The following is an 18,983-nucleotide window of genomic DNA, read 5'->3' as shown; positions in this document are numbered from 1 at the left end:
CGTTGAAGGATACCCCCATGCTCACACCCGTTGACGATGGCCCGGCCATTGTGGCCTGCAACACTTGCCGATTGAGCGCCGACGTGCGCGAAGATGACAATGGCCAGCGCGGCGGCGCGCGCCTGCTGGAGGCGCTGCGCGCGGTGCAGCAGGGCGATGCGCGCTATGCCGGCATCGCCTTGCAGGAAATGCCCTGCCTGTTTGCCTGCAAGGACCATTGCACCGTGCACCTGCGTGCGCCGGGCAAAGTGGGTTATGTGCTGGGCCGGTTCGCGCCCGATGAAGCGGCCGCCACCGCCATTCTCGATTATGCGGCCGCCTATGCGCAAAGCGAGCATGGCCGCGTGCCGTTCAAGGAATGGCCGCAAGGCGTGAAAGGCCATTTCATCACCCGCACCCCGCCCGCCGGGTTTGTTGCGGTATGAGCGTGTTTGCCTCTCCCGCCGCCTTTGCTGCGGCGCTGGCCGATCTCTCGGCTCCCGATGCTGGTGCCATTGCTGCTGCGCGTGCGCGGCAGGCGGTCTTGACCAAGCCACGTGGATCATTGGGCCGGCTGGAAGAAATCGCCGTGTTCATGGCCGGGTGGCAAGGGCGCGAGAGGCCCGCCATCGGCCAGGGGCGCACCGCGATCTTTGCTGGCAACCACGGCTTTGCCGTGCACGGCGTCAGCGCCTTTCCGGTCAGCGTGACGGCCGCGATGGTGGCCAACTTTGTCGCCGGGGGCGCCGCGATCAACGCGTTGGCCGGGGCGGCCGGGATGGACTTGCGCGTGGTGGCGCTCGATCTCGATCGTCCCACCGCCGATTTCACGGCTGGCCCGGCGATGAGCGAAGCCGAATGCCTGGCCGCGCTCAATGCCGGGGCGGAGGTGGTGACGCCCGATCTCGATCTGCTGACGCTGGGCGAAATGGGAATTGGCAACACCACTGCCGCAGCCGCGCTCTGCGCGCGCAGTTTCGGTGGCAGTGCGGCCGATTGGGCCGGGCCGGGCACCGGCCTGGATGCAAGTGGCGTTGCGCGCAAGGCCATGGTGATCGAACGCGCGCTGGCCCGGCATGCCGATGCGCCGAACCAGGCATTTGAAACCCTGCGCCGCCTGGGCGGGCGGGAGATTGCCGCCATGGCCGGCGCCGTGCTGCGCGCGCGGGCCTTGCGCATTCCGGTGGTGCTCGATGGCTTCATCACTTGCGCGGCGGTGGCGCCGCTGGCGGTGCAGGCGCCGGGCATCGTCGATCATTGCCTGGCCGGGCACTGTTCGGCGGAACCGGGCCATGTGCGCCTGCTGGCGCGGCTGGGCCTCGATCCGCTGCTCAGCCTGAACATGCGGCTGGGCGAGGGCAGCGGCGCGGCCGTGGCGGTGGGCGTGATCCGCGCCGCGCTGGCTGCCCATGCGCAGATGGCCACGTTCGACGAAGCCGGGGTGGCCGCCGGGCTATGACCGCGTTCATGCTGCATCTTTTGCGCCATGGCGCGCCCGAACAGCCAGGGCTGTTGCTGGGGCATCGTGATATGCCCTCTGCGGCACATGGACTGGCTGCTTGCGTGGCCCGCGCGCAGGGCTTGCGCGTGGCAGAGGTGATCACGTCAGACCTGCAACGCTGCCGGGTAGCGGCCCAGGCCATCGCCGCGCCGCTGGGCCTGGTGGCAAAGGCCGATCCGCGCTGGCGTGAGCTGGATTTCGGCGCGTGGGACGGCATGGCCCCGGCGCAGATCGAGCCGGCGGCATTGGCGGCGTTCTACCGCGATCCCGATGCCCACGCCCCACCCGGCGGCGAGCCTTGGGCAGCCCTGCGCGCGCGCGTGGCCGACGCGCTGGCCGCGCTGGCTCCGGTCGATACCCTGGTGGTAACGCATGGCGGGGCGATGCGCGCGGCACTGGCGGCGTTGTGCGGCTTCTCGCCGGAACAGGCCTGGGCGTTCGACTTGCCCTATACCGCGCTGCTCAGCCTGAAGGTTTGGCCCGTCAAGCCGCGCGTGGCGCAGATCGTGGGGCTGGCGGCATGAAGCGGCTGATCCTGGCAGCGCAGTTCCTTACCCGCCTGCCGCTGCCGCCGGTCATGGCGGATGAGGCGGACTTTGCCGCCTGCATGCGCTGGTTTCCCGCTGTTGGCCTGATCGTGGGCACTGCTGTGGCCGGCGCCGCCTGGGCCGGGGCGTGGATCGATCCCTGGACCGGCGCACTGGCCGGCGTGATCGCCTGGGTGTGGATCACCGGCGCGCTGCATCTCGATGGCCTGGCCGATATCGCCGATGCCAGCGGCGCCGCGCACGCCGCGCACCAGGACCGCGCGCGGCTGCTGGCCGTGCTGGCCGATCCCCATGTGGGCAGCTTTGGCGTGGTGGCCGTGGTCATGCAGCTTATGGCCAAGCTGGTTTTGCTGCACGCCGTGGCCGTGCAGCATGGGCTGGCCGCCGTGGTGCTGGTGCCGTTCGCGGCGCGCATCGGCCCGCTGGCCTGGGCGCGCTGGATGGTGCCGCTCCATGCCGGGCTGGGCGCGCGTTTTGCCGGGGCGATCCGGCGGCGCGATCTGGCGCTGTGGTCCGGCGCTTTGTTGCTTGCAGCCTGGTGGCACCCTGCGCTGCTGGTGGCGGTGCCAGCCATCGCGCTGTGGGGCCGGTGGCTGGCCACGCGGATCGGCGGAATTTCGGGCGATGGCCATGGCGCCGGGATCGAATGGAACGAAGTCGTTCTATTGTTGGCGGTGTGCGTGGAGGCGCGACTGTGGAGCTGAACCGGTTCACCTGGCACGGCGGCGGGCTGGCGGCGGCGCGGGTGCGCTATGGCGATGGCGATTGGCTGGACTTGTCCACCGGAATCAACCCTCGCCCCTGGCCCCACACCGCGCAAGTGCCGGTCGATTGGCAGGCACTGCCCGATGAAGCGGCGTTGCATGCGCTGGAGCGGTCGGCGGCAGGGCATTTCGGCTGCGCGGTCGATCATGTCTGCGCCGTGCCGGGCACCGAGATCGGCCTGCGGTTGGTGGGTGATCTGATCGGTGAGGCGGGCTTCCATGCCGCGCATGGCTATCGCACCCATGCCGCCATGCTGCGCGATAGCGTGGCGGTCGATGATCTGGCGGCAGCCGATGGCGGGCATCTGGTCATGGCCAATCCGGCCAATCCCGATGGCCGTTTGCTACCCCGCGCCGCCATGCGCGATCTGTTGGAACGGCGCGGGTGCAAGGGCTGGCTCTTGCTGGATGAGGCATTTGCCGACACGCATCCCGCTGAGAGCCTGGCCGGGGACGTGGGCGAGGCGCGGCGGCTGGTGGTGTTTCGCTCGTTCGGCAAGTTCTTTGGGCTGGCCGGCGTGCGGCTGGGCTTTGTGCTGGGGCCGCGCGGGTTGCTGGATAAGGTACGGTCGCGGCTGGGGGCCTGGCCGGTGAGCGCGGCGGGGCTGGCCATCGGCACCGCGGCCTATCGCGACGCGGGCTGGATTGCGCAGGCGCGGGTCGATTTGGCCGCGCAGGCCGCCGCGCTCGATGCGGGGCTGGTGGCCAAAGGCTATGCGCCGGGCGGCATGTGCCCGCTGTTCCGCCTGGTGCGCGGGGTGGATGGGGCGGCCCTGTTCGATCACCTTGCCCGGCAGCATATCCTGACGCGGCCCTTTGCTGCGCGACCTGATTGGCTGCGGCTGGGCTTGCCTGGCAATGCGGCCGCGTTGGCGCGGCTGGTGGAGGCCCTGCCCGAATGTATTGAGCCTGATCATGGCTGAACCCATGGTGCTGGCCGCGTTGTTGGTGGACGCGGCCATCGGCTGGCCCGCGCCGCTCTATGCACGCCTGGGCCATCCGGTGGGTGGCTTTGCCCGCGTGATCGGCTGGTGCGCACGGGGTTGGAACCGGCAGGAATGGGGTGCGACGCTGCGGCGGGCCATGGGCGCGCTGACCGCGCTGGTGCTGCTTGTGCTGGCGATTGGCGGCGGCTGGCTGTTGCAGGCACTGGCCGGCTGGCTGCTGGGGCCATGGGCCTGGGCGGCGGTGGCTTTGCTTGCCTGGCCGGGGCTGGCGTTGCGCAGCCTGCATGATTATGTGCGGCCCGTGGGCGTGGGACTGGCGCAGGGCGATCTGCCGGCGGCGCGGCGCGCGGTGGGGATGATCGTGGGGCGCGATACCGCCACGCTCGATGCCGCCGGCGTGGCGCGCGCCGCGATCGAGAGCCTTGCCGAAAGTTTTTGCGACGGCGTGGCCGCGCCGCTGTTCTGGCTGGTCGTGGGTGGGTTGCCTGGCCTCTGGACCTACAAGGCGATCAACACCGCTGACAGCCTGATCGGCCATCGCGAGGCGCCGTGGGGGCCGTTCGGCTGGGCAGCGGCGCGGCTGGACGATGTGTTGAACCTGCTGCCAGCGCGGTTGGGGGCCGTGCTGCTGTGCCTGGCGGGTGGAGGTGGCTGGGCGGTGCTGTGGCGCGATCATGGCCGCCATGCCTCGCCCAATGCCGGCTGGACCGAGGCAGCGATGGCCGGCGCTCTGGGCCTGCGCCTGGCCGGGCCAGTGGCCTATGACGGCGTGGTGCACGACAAGGCGTGGATTGGTGATGGCCGGGTAGAGGCGACGGCGGGCGATGTGGCGCGGGCCTTGCGCCTCTATCGCCGCGCCTGCGTGCTGCTGATCGTGCTAGCCGCGCTGTGGGCATGGAAAGGATCATGATGGGTGCGTTGATGGTGCAGGGCACCGGGTCTGACGTGGGCAAATCGGTGCTGGTGGCGGGGCTGTGCCGCGCGGCGGCGAACCGGGGCCTGCGGGTCTTGCCGTTCAAGCCGCAGAACATGTCCAATAACGCCGCCGTCACCGCCGATGGCGGCGAGATCGGCCGGGCGCAGGCGTTACAGGCGCTGGCCTGCCGCGCGCAATTGCACACCGACATGAACCCCGTGCTGCTCAAGCCCCAGGCCGATCACACCTCGCAACTGGTGGTCCACGGCAAAGTGCGTGGCACGCTGGGCAGCGGCAATTTCCGCATGGGCCGGGCGGCGCTGCTGCCCGAAGTTCTGGCCAGCTGGCAGCGCCTGCGCGCGCGGGCCGATCTCGTGCTGGTGGAGGGCGCGGGTTCGCCCGCCGAAATCAACCTGCGCGCCGGGGACATTGCCAACATGGGCTTTGCCCGCGCCGCCGGAGTGCCGGTGGTTTTGGTGGGCGATATTGACCGGGGCGGGGTGATCGCCGCGCTGGTGGGCACCCGCGCGGTGCTCGATGCGGAAGACGCCGCCATGATCAAGGGCTTTGTCATCAACAAGTTCCGGGGCGATGTGGCGCTGTTCGAGGATGGCTATCGCCAGATCGAAGCGCTTTCGGGCTGGCGCGGGTTTGGCGTGGTGCCCTGGCTGGTGGCCAGTGCGCGGCTGCCCAGCGAAGACGCCGTGGTGCTGGAACGCCACGCCGCGCCGCGCCCCGGTGCCCTGCGCATTGCCTGCCCGATCCTGCCGCGCATTGCCAATTTCGACGATCTCGATCCGCTGAAAGGCGAAAGCGGGGTGGAACTGGTGATGGTGCCGCCCGGCCGGCCGATCCCCGCCGATTGCGCGCTGATCGTGCTGCCCGGATCGAAAGCCACGCTGGCCGACATGGCCGCCCTGCGCGCCCAAGGCTGGAATATCGATATTCTGGCCCACCACCGGCGTGGAGGGCGCATCCTGGGCATTTGCGGCGGATACCAGATGCTGGGCCTGACGATTGCCGATCCGCTGGGCATCGAAGGGCCACCGGGCGAAGTGGCCGGGCTGGGGCTGCTGAACGTGACGACGGTGTTGACCCCCGACAAGGCGCTGCGCCGCGTGACGGGGCAGGCCATGGGGCAGGCCTTCGCCGGGTTCGAGATGCACATGGGCGAAACGCAAGGCCCCGATTGCGCGCGGCCCTTTGCCGTGCTGGACGGCAGGCGCGCCGATGGGGCGATGGACGCGGCGGGGCAGGTGATCGGCAGCTATGTCCATGGCGCGCTGGGTGGGCCGGGTTTGCGCGGGGCACTGCTGGCCTGGCTGGGCGCGCCGTCTGACGGGGCGGATCACGATGCCGTGGTGGATGCCGCGCTGGACGAGATCGCGCAGGAACTGGAGCGGCACATGGATATAGACGGATTGCTGGCCCTGGCGGCGCAGGATGCCTAGCCTGTTCGTGATCGGCGGGGCGCGGTCGGGCAAGAGCCGCCATGCCCAGATGCGCGCCGAGGCGAGCGGGCTGGCACCGGTCTATCTCGCCACGGCGCAGGCTTTCGACGGGGAAATGACCGCCCGCATCGCCCGCCACCAGGCGGAGCGCGATGGGCGCTGGCAGACGGTGGAGGCGCCGCTGGACTTGCCCGAGGCGATTGCGCGGGAGGCGGGGCCGGGCCGCGTGCTGCTGGTCGATTGCCTCACGCTTTGGCTCAGCAACCTGATGCTGGCGGAGCGGGACATTTCAGGGGCGCTCGACGCGCTGGAGCGCGCGGTGGCCGGGGCGGCGGGGCTGGTGATCCTGGTGAGCAACGAAGTGGGCCAGGGCATCGTGCCCGACAATGCCCTCGCGCGGCGCTTTCGCGACGAGGCCGGTTGGGCCAACCAGCGCATGGCGGCCTGCTGCGACGAGGCGGTGCTGGTCTGTGCGGGGCTGGCGGTGCGGTTGAAGTAGGGGGGGATTGCAAAAGCCCCCTCCTCTTTAGAAGAGGGGGTTGGGGGTGGTGTGGGGCCTTGCGCCAGGTTTCCACCACCCCCCGGCCCCCTCCTCTAAAGAGGAGGGGGAGTTGAGTCAGATTTTTGCCAGTTCTTCGTCCAGCAGTTGCATCACGCGGGCTTCGTCGGGGAAGCCTTCGGCGACCCAGCGGGCTTCCACGGCGCGCAAGGTGCGGGCGACGTCTGGCCCGGCGCCCACGCCGCGCGCCACGATCTGTCCGCCTTTGAGCGGCAGGCGCGGGACGGTCCAGTCCGCCAGGTCTGCGGTGTCGCGGCCGGCGAGGGCGAGGCGGTCGATGGCTTCTGCCATGCCCAGTTCATAGGCCAGTGCGCGCGCCGGGCGCGCACCATCGAGCACGGTGCGCGCGGCGGCGCTGGCGAGGCGCTTGCGCTGGGCGGCCGACAGGCGCAGCCGCGCGGCGACTTGGTCGGCCAGCGGCGGATCGGCCGGCAGCAGCGCGGCCATGCGACGCAGCGCATCGGGCGCAAGCCCCTCGCGCGCTTCGGCCGCGATCAGCGCCGGCAGCGCGTCCGGGTCCGCCTCTGGCAAGACTTGCCCCAGCACGCCCAGCTGCGCCATGCGCGTGACGGTGGGCGCGGGATCGGGCAGGGCGAGCAGGCCCAGCAGTTCGCTGGCAATCCGCTCGCGCGAGAGGCCTTTCATCCCCGGCGCCAGCGCGGCGCAGGCGGCTTCTGCCTCAGCATCGGCGGGGAGTGAGCCGAAGCGCGCCTGGAAGCGGAAATAGCGCAGGATGCGCAGGTAATCCTCGCGGATGCGCTGCTGCGCATCGCCGATGAAGCGCACGGTGCGGGTGGCAAGGTCTGCCTCCCCGCCGAAATAGTCGCTGATTTCCAGGGTGCGCGGATCGGCATAGAGCGCGTTGATGGTGAAATCGCGCCGCGCGGCGTCTTCGTGCCATTCCTGCGAAAACGCCACGGTGGCGTGGCGCCCGTCGGTGGACACATCCCGCCGCAGGGTGGTGATTTCCACCGGGCCGCCGGGCAGCACGGCGGTGATCGTGCCATGGGCAAGGCCGGTGGGCACCTGGCGGATGCCGGCGGCCTTGAGCAGGGCCTGGGTTTCTTCCGGCCGGTGCGGCGTGGCCATGTCGATGTCTTTCACATCGATGCCCAGCAATGTGTCGCGCACCGCGCCGCCGACATAGCGGCAGGTGCCTGCCCCGTCGGGATCGAGCGCGGCCACCAGCGCGGCCAGGTCTTGGCGGGCGGTCCAGGGGGCGGCGGGCAGGGTTGTGGTCATGCGGCGGGCCATTCCAGGCGTTTGGCGAGGTTGGCGATGATCGCGGCGGTCACGCCCCAGATGCGGTGGCCCTGCCAGATCAGCTCGATCGTGCGGCCGCGCTGGCCGTTCCATTCCGCCTCTACCCAGCCGTGGCGGCGCCGGTCCATCAGCAAGGCCAGTGGCGGTTCGAACCAGCCGGCCACTTCGGCCGGATTGGGCTGGAGCGCCAGGCCTTCGGGCACCACGGCCAGAACGGGCGTAATGTCATACCCGGTGCCGGTGCGATAGCGATCGGTCGGCCCGATGACGCGCACGTCGGCCGGATCGATGCCGAGTTCCTCGTTCGCCTCGCGCAGCGCAGCTTCGACCGGTGTTTCGCCCGGTTCGATCTTGCCGCCCGGAAACGCCGCCTGGCCGGGATGGGCGCGCATGTGGCTGGGGCGGTGGATCAGCAGCACGCCGGGGCCATCGGGATGATCGGCGCGGTCGGTCACGGCGATCAGCACGGCCGCCGCGCGCAAGCCGCCCGGCGGCAACACGCGCCAATCGGCAATCAGATCGGGAGTGGGCCCGTCATGCCCGGCGCGGTGCAAGGCGCGCAGGCGGTCGAACAGCGAAGCCGTCACGCTGGCGGCACCAGGGCAAAGTGGGCCCCCCGGCTGGAAACCCCAAGCGCTTCGGGCGGGGACACATCAAGGGCATGGGCCACCAATTGGCCATAAGTGCTGCGGTTGAGGCGCGCTTCCACGCCGTGGCGCACCGCCAGGTAGAATGCGGGCACATCGGGCGTGCCGGCCACGCGCAAGGGGTGCTCGGGCCCGCACAGCACGATATCGTCGGTGTTGAGGCGGAAGGCCAGCACCGCTTCGCCAGTGGCGGGATCGTGCCGCACTCCCATGTCGATGGCGATCAGCGCGGCATCGTCCACGGCAATGGCCAGGCGCTCGTGCGGGGTAACCAGCCAGTGCTGCGCGTCCGCGTCGCGCATCAGCAGCGTGGCAAAGGCGCGGACCATGGCCGGGCGGGTGATCGGGCTGCCTTCGTGCAGCCAGGTGCCATCGGCCTGGATGCGCATGTGGCTTTCCCCGCTGTGGGCGGGGCTCCACTGGTCCAGCGGGGGCAGGCGGCGGCTTTGCGCCAGCGCGGCGATTTCGCTCAGCGAAAGACCGGCCAGCTCGGGGGGAGGATCGTAGGGCACGCCTCGCAAGTGCCAGACTTGATCAGCCCCGCCAAGGCCCCAGCACGCCTTCGGCCGGGAGAACGGCAGGATTGGCGGTGCGGCACAGCAGGCGGTGCTGCTCGAACGGGCCGGGGAGCTGCCAGCCGCCGGTGTGGGCATTGCTGAAACCGAAAAACCGTTCGTAGTATTCCGGATCGCCGATCATCACCTGCGGTAGCGGTGCGCGCGGATCGATCGCCGTCAGGCTGGCCGTGACCAGCGCCTTGCCATAGCCGCGCCCCTGCTGCCCCGGCATCACCGCCACGGGGCCGACCATGATCATCGGCACGCGGCGGCCTTCGAGCGTGGTGAGCGCCACGGGCCAGCACTGGATCGTGCCGGCGAGCATGTCCTCGTCGTCGAGCGCGGCAAACGACAGGCCAGGAAGCCATTCCAGCCCCTCGCGCAGGCGATAGGCCGTGCGCTGGCGGCGTTCCGGTTCGAATGCGGCATCGAGCAGCTCTTCGACCAGTTGCGGATCGACGTCGGCCAGGGGAATGATCGTGGACAAGGGACAGGGCGCCTTTGCGCTGGGGAATCGGGAAAAGTCGCGCGGCCGATAGCGGCCGGGGGGCGGGGGTGCAAGCGATTGGGGGCCGGCGGCGGTGGGGCCGGGGCTTCGACAGGCCACGCCCGAACGGGATTTCAGAGAATCGCTCTCCCCCCTCCGTTCGCCCTGAGCTTGTCGAAGGGCGCTGGCGCGGCGCTTGACTGCGAGGGTGCTTCCCGTTGCTGGGCTCAACTCTCGCTGAACACGAAGGGGACGGCGGCGCGGCGATAATCGTCGGGCAGGATTTCGCGGCCCAGTGGCGGCTGCGCGCGGGCCGGGCACTCGGTGCGCTGGCACAGGCGGCAGGTCACACCCACCGGCGTTGCCGGCGTTGCTTGCGGATCGGCGCCGCGGGCGGCGGCCACGCGGGGTGCGTGGGCCGCCGGGCAGACCAATGCCATCGCCCGGCGCACCGGGGGAAGGCCGGGACCGGTGGGCACGTCCACGGTGCGAGCGACCGAAAAGAAGCGCTCGCCATGGGGCATTTCCAGCCATTGGGTCAGCACTTCACCGGGCCGGGCAAAGGCCTGGTGCAGGGTCCACAGCGGGCAGCCGCCGCCCCCTGCGGCCGAGGGCGCGGCAAACGGAAAACTGGCGCCGTCCATGCGCCGCGTAACGTTGCCGGCAGCATCCTGCTCCACCAGGAAGAACGGCACGCCTTCGTGGCCGGGCTTGTTCAGCGTGGCAAGGCGCAGCGCGGCGTGCTGCCATTCCAGGCCGAACAGGTCTGCCAGCGCCTGTGGATCGTGGCCGAGGGCCTGCGCGGCACGGGCAAAGCGGTCATAGGGCATGAGCAGCGCCGCCGCGCCCAGTTCGGCCAGGGCGCGGCGCACCAGTTGCGCGGCGGTGGCGCTGGCAAAGCTTTCGCCGCGCACGATGGCGGCGATATCGGGGCGCAGGCTGGTATAGGCAATGTGCAGGCCGATCTGCCAGGCGCGGCGCTGGGGCCCCAGGCACTCGTCGAGCAGGAGCTGTTCGTTGTGCCGGTCATAGCGGGCCAGCGCGCCCATCATCACGCTGGCCGGCATGGCGCGCACGCGCACACCGGCCTGGCGCAGCCATTCGGCACTACCGCCTGCGCTGTCGATTTCGGTGGCCACGGCTTCGGCGCGGGTTTCGAGCGCGGCAAACCAGTGCTGCCGCGCGCTCATGAAGCGCCGGGCTTCGCCCATCGGGTCCGCAGCCGGGGTAGCGGAATGGGCCTCGCGCCCTTCTGCCAGGGCCTGATTCGCGCGGGCATAGGCGCCGTGCAGGCGCAGCATCGCCTCGGTCATGCCGGGGAAGCTGGTGGCGAGGTCTGCCACTTCCAGCGCGGGCAGGTCGATTTCGGCAAAGAGCGGATCGCGCAGCGCCTCGGCCAGGCGGCGGGCGTGATCGTCGCGGTCCTGGGCGGCGAGGTCGGCCATGTCGAGCCGATAGGTGGCGGCCAGGCGCAACAGCAGGTCGGCCGTCAACGGACGCTGGTTGCGCTCGATCAGGGCGATGTAGCTGGGCGAAACGCCCATGTCCTCGGCCATGGCCTGTTGCGTAAGGCCGAGTTCGCGGCGCAGGCGCTTGATGCGCGGGCCCAGGTAGAGTGGGCGGGATGGGGCGGATGGTCGGGCCATGGCGGCATCTTGTCAGGCCTGTACAACTTTACAAGCAAAAGCTGTAAAGTTTGACAACATGACCCCGTAACGCATTCCGCAGTGCATCATGCAGCAGTAATTCCGGTTGCAGCGAAGGATCACGCATACCGGAAGGGGCACATGCCATGACGTACCAGCAATCGATCATCGAGGCCGATCGCACGATCACGCCCAATACCCATTGGGACGGCATCGCCGCCGAGAGCGTGGCGCGCATGCGCCTGCAGAACCGCTTTCGCACCGGGCTGGACATCGCGCGCTACACCGCCGCGATCATGCGCCGCGACATGGCTGCCTATGATGCCGATCCAGCCAATTACACCCAGTCGCTGGGCTGCTGGCACGGCTTCATCGGCCAGCAGAAGATGATTTCCATCAAGAAGCACTTCGGCACCACCAAGGGGCGCTACCTCTACCTGTCGGGCTGGATGGTCGCCGCGCTGCGCAGCGAATTCGGGCCGCTGCCCGACCAGTCGATGCACGAGAAGACCAGCGTTTCCGCGTTGATCGAAGAGCTTTACACGTTCCTGCGCCAGGCCGATGCGCGCGAATTGAACCAGCTGTTCCGCGATCTGGACGCGGCGCGCGCGGCTGGTGACCAGGTGCGTGCGGCCAAGATCCAGCACGATATCGACACCCACGAAACGCACATCGTGCCGATCGTGGCCGATATCGACGCCGGGTTCGGCAACGCCGAGGCGACGTATCTCCTGGCCAAGAAGTTCATCGAGGCGGGCGCTTGCTGCATCCAGATCGAAAACCAGGTTTCCGATGAAAAGCAGTGCGGCCACCAGGATGGCAAGGTCACCGTTCCGCACGAGGACTTCATCGCCAAGATCCGCGCGGTCCGTTACGCGTTCCTCGAACTGGGCGTGGACGATGGCGTGATCGTGGCGCGGACGGACTCGCTGGGTGCGGGCCTGACCAAGCAGATCGCCTTCACCCGCGAAGCCGGCGACATCGGCGACCAGTACAACAGCTTCCTCGATTGCGAGCCGGTCGACGCCACCACGCTGGGCCATGGCGACGTGCTGATCACCCGCGACGGGCAGCTGGTGAAGCCCAAGCGCCTGCCTTCGAACCTCTATCAGTTCCGCCCCGGCACCGGGGAAGACCGCTGCGTGCTCGATTGCATCAACAGCCTGCAGAACGGCGCGGACCTGCTGTGGATCGAAACCGAAAAGCCGCACATCGGCCAGATCGGCGGGATGGTTTCGCGCATCCGCGAAGTGATCCCCAATGCCAAGCTGGTCTACAACAACTCGCCCAGCTTCAACTGGACGCTCAATTTCCGCCAGCAGGTGTTCGACGCCTGGGCGGCGGAAGGCAAGGACGTGAGCGGCTATGACCGGGCGCGGCTGATGAGCGTGGACTATGACGAAACGCCGCTGGCGGCAGAGGCCGACGAGCGCATCCGCACGTTCCAGCGCGATGCGGCGCGCGAAGCCGGCATCTTCCACCACCTGATCACGCTGCCGACCTATCACACGGCCGCGCTCAGCACCGACAACCTGGCCCGCGAGTACTTCGGCGAGGCGGGCATGCTGGGCTACGTCAAGGGCGTGCAGCGCCAGGAAATCCGCCAGGGCATTGCCTGCGTCAAGCACCAGGCCATGGCCGGATCGGACATCGGCGACGATCACAAGGAATACTTCGCCCGCGAAGCCGCGCTCAAGGCCGGCGGCGCACACAACACGATGAACCAGTTCGCGGCCTGAGCCAGGCCAAGAATCAAGAGAAGCGAACCCAACACGAAGGAGAAGGACAATGGCTGAACCTGCCCGTGCCCGTGCAGTCCTCTCGACCGAGGACTTCAAGCTGATCCGCGAGGCCGTGCTGCACTACCTCAAGGATATCGAGGACAAGCCCGAATCGGTGAAGTTCTCGCACCTCTATCACCGCCTCGGCAGCGCCATCGGGCGCTAAGCCGCAGGATCGGACGACTTCGCTTTTCCTGGGGAGGAAAGGCTGGCCCGTCGCACGCCCAAGGGCGCGCGGCGGGCCTTCTTCTTGGCCAGGGCTTTGCGTGCTCGACAGCCCAAGGAAATCTTGGGCAGCCTTCAGCATTTCTCGAATGACCTTTATCAACCGAATCAGTAGAGAAAATGCATCGGCATGTCCGATCGCGGCTTTTGATCCTGCCAGCTTGCTCCGCGTCACCAAAAGCTAAAGCGCACGAAAGCGAGGCCATGTGGCCAGGTTCGTGTTCGGCCCCGTAAAAAGGAGAATGCGAATGTCCCGTTTGCTTGCCCAGCCCAAACTGGCCCGCCGAATTTCCCGCCAGCCGGCATCCCTTCGCGTTGCCGCGCCCCTGCCGCACCCTTCGTGGGGCACGCTGGGCGCCGCGCGGCCGGATGGCGAACGGCCCAGCACGGCGGAGGAATTTTTCCGCCGGCTGGGCCTGTGACGACAAGACCCCTGTAGAAAACCCCAAGGGTGCGCTTGCCCGCCTGAAACCGATTGTTCACGATAGAGGCCCATGAAGTCTGCGTTGATCATCCGCCACGTGCCCTACGAAGGGGTGGCCGGCTATCGTCAGCCGATCGAAGAGGCCGGTTATGTGGTTGACCGGATCGATGTGTCCGATCCGGCCTTTCCGGCGCTGGACCTGCGCGAGCCCGACCTGCTGATCATGATGGGCGGGCCGATGGGCATCTATGACCAGATCGAGCATCCCTGGATCCGCTGCCAGATGCGCCGCCTGGCACTGCGCCTGGCAGCCGACCGGCCCACGCTGGGCGTGTGCTTTGGCGCGCAGATGATTGCCGCAGCGCTGGGCGCGGATGTCTATCGCGGCCATGCCAAGGAAGTGGGTTTCCACCCCGTGCAGGTGCACGTTGCCGACAGCCCGCTGCGCCATGTTGCCGGCGTGCCGGTGCTGCATTGGCATGGCGACACCTTCACGCTGCCACCCAACGCGGAACTGCTGGCGTCAAGCCATGTCTATGCCCACCAGGCGTTTCGCCGTGGCAAGAACCTGCTGGCCCTGCAATTCCACGCCGAAATGGGCGAAGATCCGCGATTTGACGCCTGGATCGAGCAATCCCCCGAGGATGTCTCGGCCGCCGGCCACACCGAGGCCTCGCTGCGCCACGCGCACGATGCCCACGGCGGTGGCGCGGTTCAGGCCGGCCGGGCCATGATCGGGGAATGGCTGGCAGGATTGGCTTAGGGCCGCTTCAGCGCCGGCGCAGTTCCGTCACGATGCGCTGCGTGCGCGCGTCTGCCTTGGCCGAATGCACGACGAACAGCGCGTGCACGACACCGGGAATCCAGAACAACAGGCACAGGAACAGGTTGAGCACCGCCTGGAATGGCTTGCCCACCAGCAACAGCGCGAGCGGCGGAAACAGGATCGCCACAAGGTAGAGCACGGCATTCTCCGGGATTTCGGTTGCGAGCCTGTTGAAGATAGGAAGCCGGCGACGGCGGGCAATGCCTTGTCGATGAAGGGCCGATGGGCGTCGGCAGGCGATAGGCATCAAAGCCCATCCCGCCAAGCCGCCAGGCGCGCCACGGCTTCCTCTACCATCGCCGCCGGCTTGCAGTGGCACAGCCGCACGATGTGGCGCGGCGCGGGCGGCCCTTCCCAGAGGGCCGACAGCGGGATCGTGGCAACCCCGGCTTCGGCCACGGCGCGGGTGGCAAAGGTAGTGTCATCCAGCGTGAAGCCGCTTTGCGCCAGGTCTATGCAGGAAAACCACGTGGCCGTGCCCGGCAGCACGGCAAAGCCATGGGCCGCAAGGGCGCGCAGCAGCGCCGCACGCGAAGCGGCCCAGTCGGCCACCTGGCTATCGATCAGCGCGTCATCGGCCAGCCCCTCGGCCACGGCCCATTGCAGCATCGGCGGCGTGGTGAAGGTAAGGAACTGGTGTGCACGGGCCACCACGGCCGCCAGCGCCGGATCGGCCACCAGCCAACCCACTTTCCAGCCCGTGGCGCCGAAGATCTTGCCGGCCGAACCGATCTTGATCGTGCGGGCGGCCATGCCCGGCTCGGCCATCAGCGACGCGTGAAGCTGGCGATCGAAGCGCACCACTTCCCACACCTCGTCGCAGATGGCGACAAGATTGGCCTTCACGCACAGTGCAGCCAATGCGGCGCGCTCGGCGGCGGTGGTCACGGTGCCGGTGGGATTGAGCGGATCGTTGAGAATGAGCGCGCGCGTTCGTGGCGTGATCGCGGCGTGCAAGGCGTCGATCGGCATGGCCCAGGCCGGCGGGCTGAGCGCGACGAACACCGGCACGCCCCCGGCGCGGCGCACCAACGGGGCATAGGCGTCATAGGCCGGGGCCAGCACCAGCACTTCGTCACCGGGCTGCACCGTGGACAGGATTGCGGCGGCCACCGCCTCCGTCGCGCCCGAGGTGACAATCACGTGCTCGCGCGACAGGGCCAGGCCCTGGCGCCGGGCGTAGAACGCGGCCACGCCATCGCGCAGTTCGGGCACGCCGGCCATCGGCGGATATTGCTGCGATCGTTCTGCCATGGCGCGCGCGGCGGCTTGCGCCAGGGCGGGCGGGGGCGGCCCATCGGGAAAGCCCTGGCCCAGGTTGATCGCCCCGTGTTGCCGCGCCAGGCCCGACATGGCCTCGAAAATCGTGGTCGGCATCTGGGCGTAAAGCGGGTTCAGGCACGGCGTGGTCATGGCGGCTATTCTATGCGCGCGACACCGCGCGGCAAGGGCCGTTGCACTGCGATCACAATTTGCTAGCGTGGCTGGCAACGATCAAGGGGGCAGGCAGATCATGGGCAGGACGTGGCTTTGCGGCGTGGCCGCAGCGGCAATGACGGTGGCGGCGGCAGGGGCAGCGCCGGTGGCGCTGGCCCGGGGCCAAGCCGGCGCCGTGCAGGCAGACCTGATCCTGCACAACGGCCATGTCCTGACGGTGGACAGGCGGTTTTCCGTGGCGTCGGCGGTGGCTGTCAAAGGCGATCGCATTGTTGCCGTGGGCGGGGAAGGGCTGCTGGCCCGCTATCGCGCCCGAAACGTGGTGGATCTGCACGGGCGCACACTGATGCCCGGTTTCATCGACACGCACCTGCATCCCGCCCCGATCAAGCCGAGCGACATTGCCGTGGCGTCGGCCGCCAGCATGGCCGAGGTGCAGGCCATGCTGCGCGACAAGGCGCGCGCGCTGGGACCGGGCCAGTGGATCACCGGTTATGGCTGGCAGGAAGCCAACCTGGCGGAAAAGCGCAATATCACCCGCGCCGATCTCGATGCCGCGGCGCCCGACAATCCCGTGCTGCTGGTGCGCGCCGGGTCCCATTCGGCGGTGGCCAATTCGCTGGCGCTGAAACTGGCGGGCATCGATCGCAACACGCCCGATCCGGCCGGCGGCCTGATCGAACACGATGCGGGCGGCGAACCCAACGGGATCATCCGCGAAAGCTATGGCGCGGTGTTGCGCCTGATCCCGCAGCCCGGTTGGGACGTGATGAAGCCGGCGACGGTCACCTGGCTCAAATCGATCCTGGCGCTGGGCATCACCAGTTTCCACGACGCCAGCGGATCGATCGACGATGAACCCTATGGCGCGGGTGGGCCCAAGCCGGGCGAACAGGGGCTGGACCTGCTGGGCGCGGGCATGACCTTTCGCCGCGCGCGCGCCCTCTATGCGGAAATGGGCGAAAGCCTGCCCCGCGTGACCATGTACATCAGCTATCCCGGGGCAGAGCGGCTCAAGGCTTTTCCGCACCACACCGGCTATGGCGACAACCGCGTGCGGCTGGGCGCGATCGGTGAAAACGCGGTGGACGGCGGCTTTACCGGGCCGACCGCCTGGCTCCTGGCCGATTACAAGGGCCAGCCCGGCTTTCGCGGCAAGGGGCGGTTCACCGATGCGCAATTGCAGGCGATGGTCGATACCGCCGCAAGGGCGGGCTGGCAGTTGGGGCTGCACTGCATCGGCGATGCGGCCATCGTCCAGACCGTGGCCGCCTATGACAAGGCGCTGGGCACGATCCCCGATCCCGCGCACAAGCCCGCCGAACGCCGCTGGTTCACCGACCATTTCACGATTCTGCCGCCAGTGGCGACGATGCAGACCATGGCGCGCGATCATGTGATGATCGCGCAGCAGCCCAATTTCCTCTACAACCTGGAAGACCGTTATACCCAGGTGCTCGACGATTGGCGGCTGGCCCACAACAATGCGATCGCCACGCCGGTGAAGAAGTTCGGGCTGTTCATGGCCTTTGGCAGCGACAACCTGCCGGTGGGGCCGCTGGTCGGCCTCTATGCGGCGATCACGCGCAAGGGGCCGAGCGGCGCGGTGCATGGCGCGGAAGAAGCGGTGTCGCGGGCCGAGGCGATCCGCATGTACACCGCCAACGGCGCCTGGCTTTCATGGGAAGAGAACCAGAAAGGCACGCTGGAGCCGGGCAAGCTGGCCGACATGATCGTGCTGCCGTTCGATCCGCTGACGGTTGCGCCCGAAGCCCTGCTCAAAGGCAAGGTGGACATGACGTTCGTGGGCGGCAAGCTGGTCTATGACAGCCGAACCCGGGGGTAAACGCCCATGGGCAGCGCGGCCATGATGCCGCGCTGCCCAAGCGTGGGCCTGCCCGTCAATGCGCGGTGGCTGGATTGTAGCCGGGATAGAGCAGTTTGATATCCTGCGGGGCGTGGCACTGCTTGACCGCGGCGGTGGCGTGCCGCAGGCGCTCGGCGGTGAGCGAGGCATTGGCCAGGGCATGCTGGCGTTCGCGGGCCACCTCGTCGGCGGTGAACGGCCGGGTGCCGGCGGGCACGCTGTTGCCGCCCAGCACGAATACCACGTAGTTCATCAGGTCTGCCAGTTCGGCATTGTCGTGAATGCGGCTGTGCGCCACGTTGGGCAGGCGCAGCAGATAGGCGCGGCTTTCGGGCGTGCACATGAACCAGCCGACCCGGCCCATCAGTTCGGGCAATTGCGCGGGCACGGTGCTGCCGTTCACGCCATGGCAGCCGCCGCAATTCTCGATATAGTCCACGCGCGCCTGGTTGGGGTCTTCCATCACCTGCTGTGGCGGCGCGGGGGGCGTGGCATCGTGCGCCGCGGCAAGCCGCGTGGCCAGGCCCGCCCCCAACATGGCAGTCGCCGCCATCAACGCAATCCGGGCAAAGCGCATGGTGCCAGCCTCAGGCCGCGCCGACCAGCACGGCGGTGGAGCAATGGTATTCCATGCTCTGTGTGCCAAAGCACCAGATGATGTCGTTGTTGAGCTGCGGCACATAGATCTGCGTTTCGCGGTCGGCATTGTCGCAATTGCACTTGTTGCAATAGGATTTGCCGCAGCAATCGCGATAGGCGATCAGGTAGGACTTGCCGTCTTCGGGATTGACGCAAGTGCCCACCCACGAAACCGGGGAGGGTTCCGCGCCGGGCGGGCAGGTGTGCACCCCGCCGCCGCAGCAGGTGCACAGTGCGCCGTCGATCGCGCAATAGCGCCAGTAATCGCACTTGGTGTTGTCGGTCACCTGCGCGCCGCGGGCAAAGCCGGTCTTGGCTTCGGGCCCGCGATCGGGCTTGGCCGGGGCGGCGTTGGCGCGGCTGACGGGCAGCACGGGAAACAGCGGCGCGGCCACCAGCGCAGTGCCCAGGCGGGCCAGGATGCCCCGGCGCGAGGTGCCACCGGCAAAGCGACGCAGGACCTTTTCGCCCAGGCTGTCAGCATCGAAATGGATCATGATCGTTGCCCCTCAAAAATCT

22 protein-coding genes are annotated in these 18,983 nt (G+C 68.6%); 13 read left to right on the top strand and 9 right to left on the bottom strand.

Annotated elements, in window-relative coordinates:
• Positions 1 to 17: 17 nt before the first annotated feature.
• From R9J51_RS18600 to cobU, 8 genes are read left to right on the top strand one after another with little or no spacing between them, the layout of a single operon-like run.
• The gene (locus R9J51_RS18600; protein ID WP_169476004.1) at positions 18 to 425 is read left to right on the top strand and encodes a DUF1636 domain-containing protein; all 408 of its coding nucleotides are present in this window, start codon (positions 18 to 20) and stop codon (positions 423 to 425) included.
• Entirely contained in the window at positions 422 to 1,438 is a 1,017-nt protein-coding gene (cobT, locus tag R9J51_RS18595; RefSeq protein WP_179505348.1) for a nicotinate-nucleotide--dimethylbenzimidazole phosphoribosyltransferase, read from the top strand. Before R9J51_RS18600 ends, cobT begins: the two co-directional genes overlap by 4 nt.
• Positions 1,435 to 2,004, top strand: a complete 570-nt coding sequence (locus R9J51_RS18590; protein ID WP_179505347.1) for a histidine phosphatase family protein — start codon at positions 1,435 to 1,437, stop codon at positions 2,002 to 2,004. The genes cobT and R9J51_RS18590 overlap by 4 nt, the downstream gene beginning before the upstream one ends.
• Positions 2,001 to 2,732: an adenosylcobinamide-GDP ribazoletransferase gene (cobS, locus tag R9J51_RS18585; RefSeq protein WP_179505346.1), complete on the top strand. Its 732-nt coding sequence runs from the start codon at positions 2,001 to 2,003 to the stop codon at positions 2,730 to 2,732. Before R9J51_RS18590 ends, cobS begins: the two co-directional genes overlap by 4 nt.
• The gene (locus tag R9J51_RS18580) at positions 2,729 to 3,715 is read left to right on the top strand and encodes an aminotransferase class I/II-fold pyridoxal phosphate-dependent enzyme (protein ID WP_432788009.1); all 987 of its coding nucleotides are present in this window, start codon (positions 2,729 to 2,731) and stop codon (positions 3,713 to 3,715) included. Before cobS ends, R9J51_RS18580 begins: the two co-directional genes overlap by 4 nt.
• Positions 3,708 to 4,649, top strand: coding sequence for an adenosylcobinamide-phosphate synthase CbiB (cbiB, locus tag R9J51_RS18575; RefSeq protein WP_179505344.1), 942 nt, complete (start codon positions 3,708 to 3,710; stop codon positions 4,647 to 4,649). The genes R9J51_RS18580 and cbiB overlap by 8 nt, the downstream gene beginning before the upstream one ends.
• Positions 4,649 to 6,106: a cobyric acid synthase gene (locus R9J51_RS18570; RefSeq protein WP_179506557.1), complete on the top strand. Its 1,458-nt coding sequence runs from the start codon at positions 4,649 to 4,651 to the stop codon at positions 6,104 to 6,106. The genes cbiB and R9J51_RS18570 overlap by 1 nt, the downstream gene beginning before the upstream one ends.
• Positions 6,099 to 6,605, top strand: coding sequence for a bifunctional adenosylcobinamide kinase/adenosylcobinamide-phosphate guanylyltransferase (gene cobU, locus R9J51_RS18565; protein WP_179505343.1), 507 nt, complete (start codon positions 6,099 to 6,101; stop codon positions 6,603 to 6,605). The genes R9J51_RS18570 and cobU overlap by 8 nt, the downstream gene beginning before the upstream one ends.
• A gap of 117 nt (positions 6,606 to 6,722) precedes the next feature.
• Here the strand turns inward: cobU and R9J51_RS18560 are convergent, their stop codons facing one another.
• From R9J51_RS18560 to R9J51_RS18540, 5 genes are all read right to left on the bottom strand, one after another.
• Complete coding sequence (locus tag R9J51_RS18560; protein ID WP_179505342.1) at positions 6,723 to 7,907, bottom strand: CCA tRNA nucleotidyltransferase; 1,185 nt, start codon at positions 7,905 to 7,907, stop codon at positions 6,723 to 6,725.
• Positions 7,904 to 8,515 carry an NUDIX hydrolase gene (locus R9J51_RS18555; RefSeq protein WP_179505341.1) on the bottom strand — a complete coding sequence of 204 codons (612 nt, stop codon included), beginning with the start codon at positions 8,513 to 8,515 and terminating at the stop codon, positions 7,904 to 7,906. The genes R9J51_RS18560 and R9J51_RS18555 overlap by 4 nt, the downstream gene beginning before the upstream one ends.
• Positions 8,512 to 9,087, bottom strand: a complete 576-nt coding sequence (locus tag R9J51_RS18550) for a DUF1285 domain-containing protein (protein WP_179505340.1) — start codon at positions 9,085 to 9,087, stop codon at positions 8,512 to 8,514. Before R9J51_RS18550 ends, R9J51_RS18555 begins: the two co-directional genes overlap by 4 nt.
• Before the next feature lie 22 nt (positions 9,088 to 9,109).
• Positions 9,110 to 9,619, bottom strand: a complete 510-nt coding sequence (locus R9J51_RS18545; protein WP_179505339.1) for a GNAT family N-acetyltransferase — start codon at positions 9,617 to 9,619, stop codon at positions 9,110 to 9,112.
• 227 nt (positions 9,620 to 9,846) lie between these two features.
• Positions 9,847 to 11,265 (bottom strand): helix-turn-helix transcriptional regulator, encoded by a 1,419-nt coding sequence (locus R9J51_RS18540; protein ID WP_179505338.1) that lies wholly within the window; start codon positions 11,263 to 11,265, stop codon positions 9,847 to 9,849.
• Positions 11,266 to 11,411: 146 nt separating this feature from the next.
• Between R9J51_RS18540 and R9J51_RS18535 the strand changes: the two genes are divergently transcribed.
• The 4 genes from R9J51_RS18535 to R9J51_RS18520 all read left to right on the top strand — a co-directional run bounded on the left by R9J51_RS18535 (position 11,412) and on the right by R9J51_RS18520 (position 14,458).
• Entirely contained in the window at positions 11,412 to 13,004 is a 1,593-nt protein-coding gene (locus R9J51_RS18535; RefSeq protein WP_179505337.1) for an isocitrate lyase, read from the top strand.
• A gap of 49 nt (positions 13,005 to 13,053) precedes the next feature.
• A complete protein-coding gene (locus R9J51_RS18530) occupies positions 13,054 to 13,212 on the top strand; it encodes a hypothetical protein (RefSeq protein ID WP_168556822.1) in 159 nt (52 codons plus the stop codon).
• A gap of 307 nt (positions 13,213 to 13,519) precedes the next feature.
• Positions 13,520 to 13,693, top strand: coding sequence for a hypothetical protein (locus R9J51_RS18525; RefSeq protein WP_168556823.1), 174 nt, complete (start codon positions 13,520 to 13,522; stop codon positions 13,691 to 13,693).
• Positions 13,694 to 13,765: 72 nt separating this feature from the next.
• Positions 13,766 to 14,458, top strand: a complete 693-nt coding sequence (locus R9J51_RS18520) for a glutamine amidotransferase (RefSeq protein WP_168556824.1) — start codon at positions 13,766 to 13,768, stop codon at positions 14,456 to 14,458.
• Between the two features lie 7 nt (positions 14,459 to 14,465).
• On the opposite strand, the gene R9J51_RS18515 is transcribed toward R9J51_RS18520, so the two are convergent.
• Positions 14,466 to 14,660, bottom strand: a complete 195-nt coding sequence (locus R9J51_RS18515) for a YqaE/Pmp3 family membrane protein (protein ID WP_168556825.1) — start codon at positions 14,658 to 14,660, stop codon at positions 14,466 to 14,468.
• A gap of 107 nt (positions 14,661 to 14,767) precedes the next feature.
• Entirely contained in the window at positions 14,768 to 15,934 is a 1,167-nt protein-coding gene (locus R9J51_RS18510; RefSeq protein ID WP_179505336.1) for an aminotransferase, read from the bottom strand.
• 100 nt (positions 15,935 to 16,034) lie between these two features.
• Here R9J51_RS18510 and R9J51_RS18505 point away from each other — a divergent pair, with 100 nt between their 5' ends.
• Positions 16,035 to 17,804 (top strand): amidohydrolase, encoded by a 1,770-nt coding sequence (locus R9J51_RS18505; protein WP_432787665.1) that lies wholly within the window; start codon positions 16,035 to 16,037, stop codon positions 17,802 to 17,804.
• 55 nt (positions 17,805 to 17,859) lie between these two features.
• Here R9J51_RS18505 and R9J51_RS18500 read toward each other — a convergent pair whose 3' ends face one another.
• A complete protein-coding gene (locus R9J51_RS18500) occupies positions 17,860 to 18,378 on the bottom strand; it encodes a cytochrome C (RefSeq protein WP_432787664.1) in 519 nt (172 codons plus the stop codon).
• Positions 18,379 to 18,412: 34 nt separating this feature from the next.
• Positions 18,413 to 18,961: a methylamine dehydrogenase light chain gene (locus tag R9J51_RS18495; protein ID WP_168556827.1), complete on the bottom strand. Its 549-nt coding sequence runs from the start codon at positions 18,959 to 18,961 to the stop codon at positions 18,413 to 18,415.
• Positions 18,962 to 18,983: the final 22 nt, after the last annotated feature.

It is taken from the genome of Novosphingobium rhizosphaerae (assembly GCF_050920675.1).
Lineage (GTDB): Bacteria > Pseudomonadota > Alphaproteobacteria > Sphingomonadales > Sphingomonadaceae > Novosphingobium > Novosphingobium rhizosphaerae.
The sequence above is the reverse complement of the archived record's forward strand: the minus strand, read 5'-3'. Positions and strand labels throughout refer to the sequence as shown.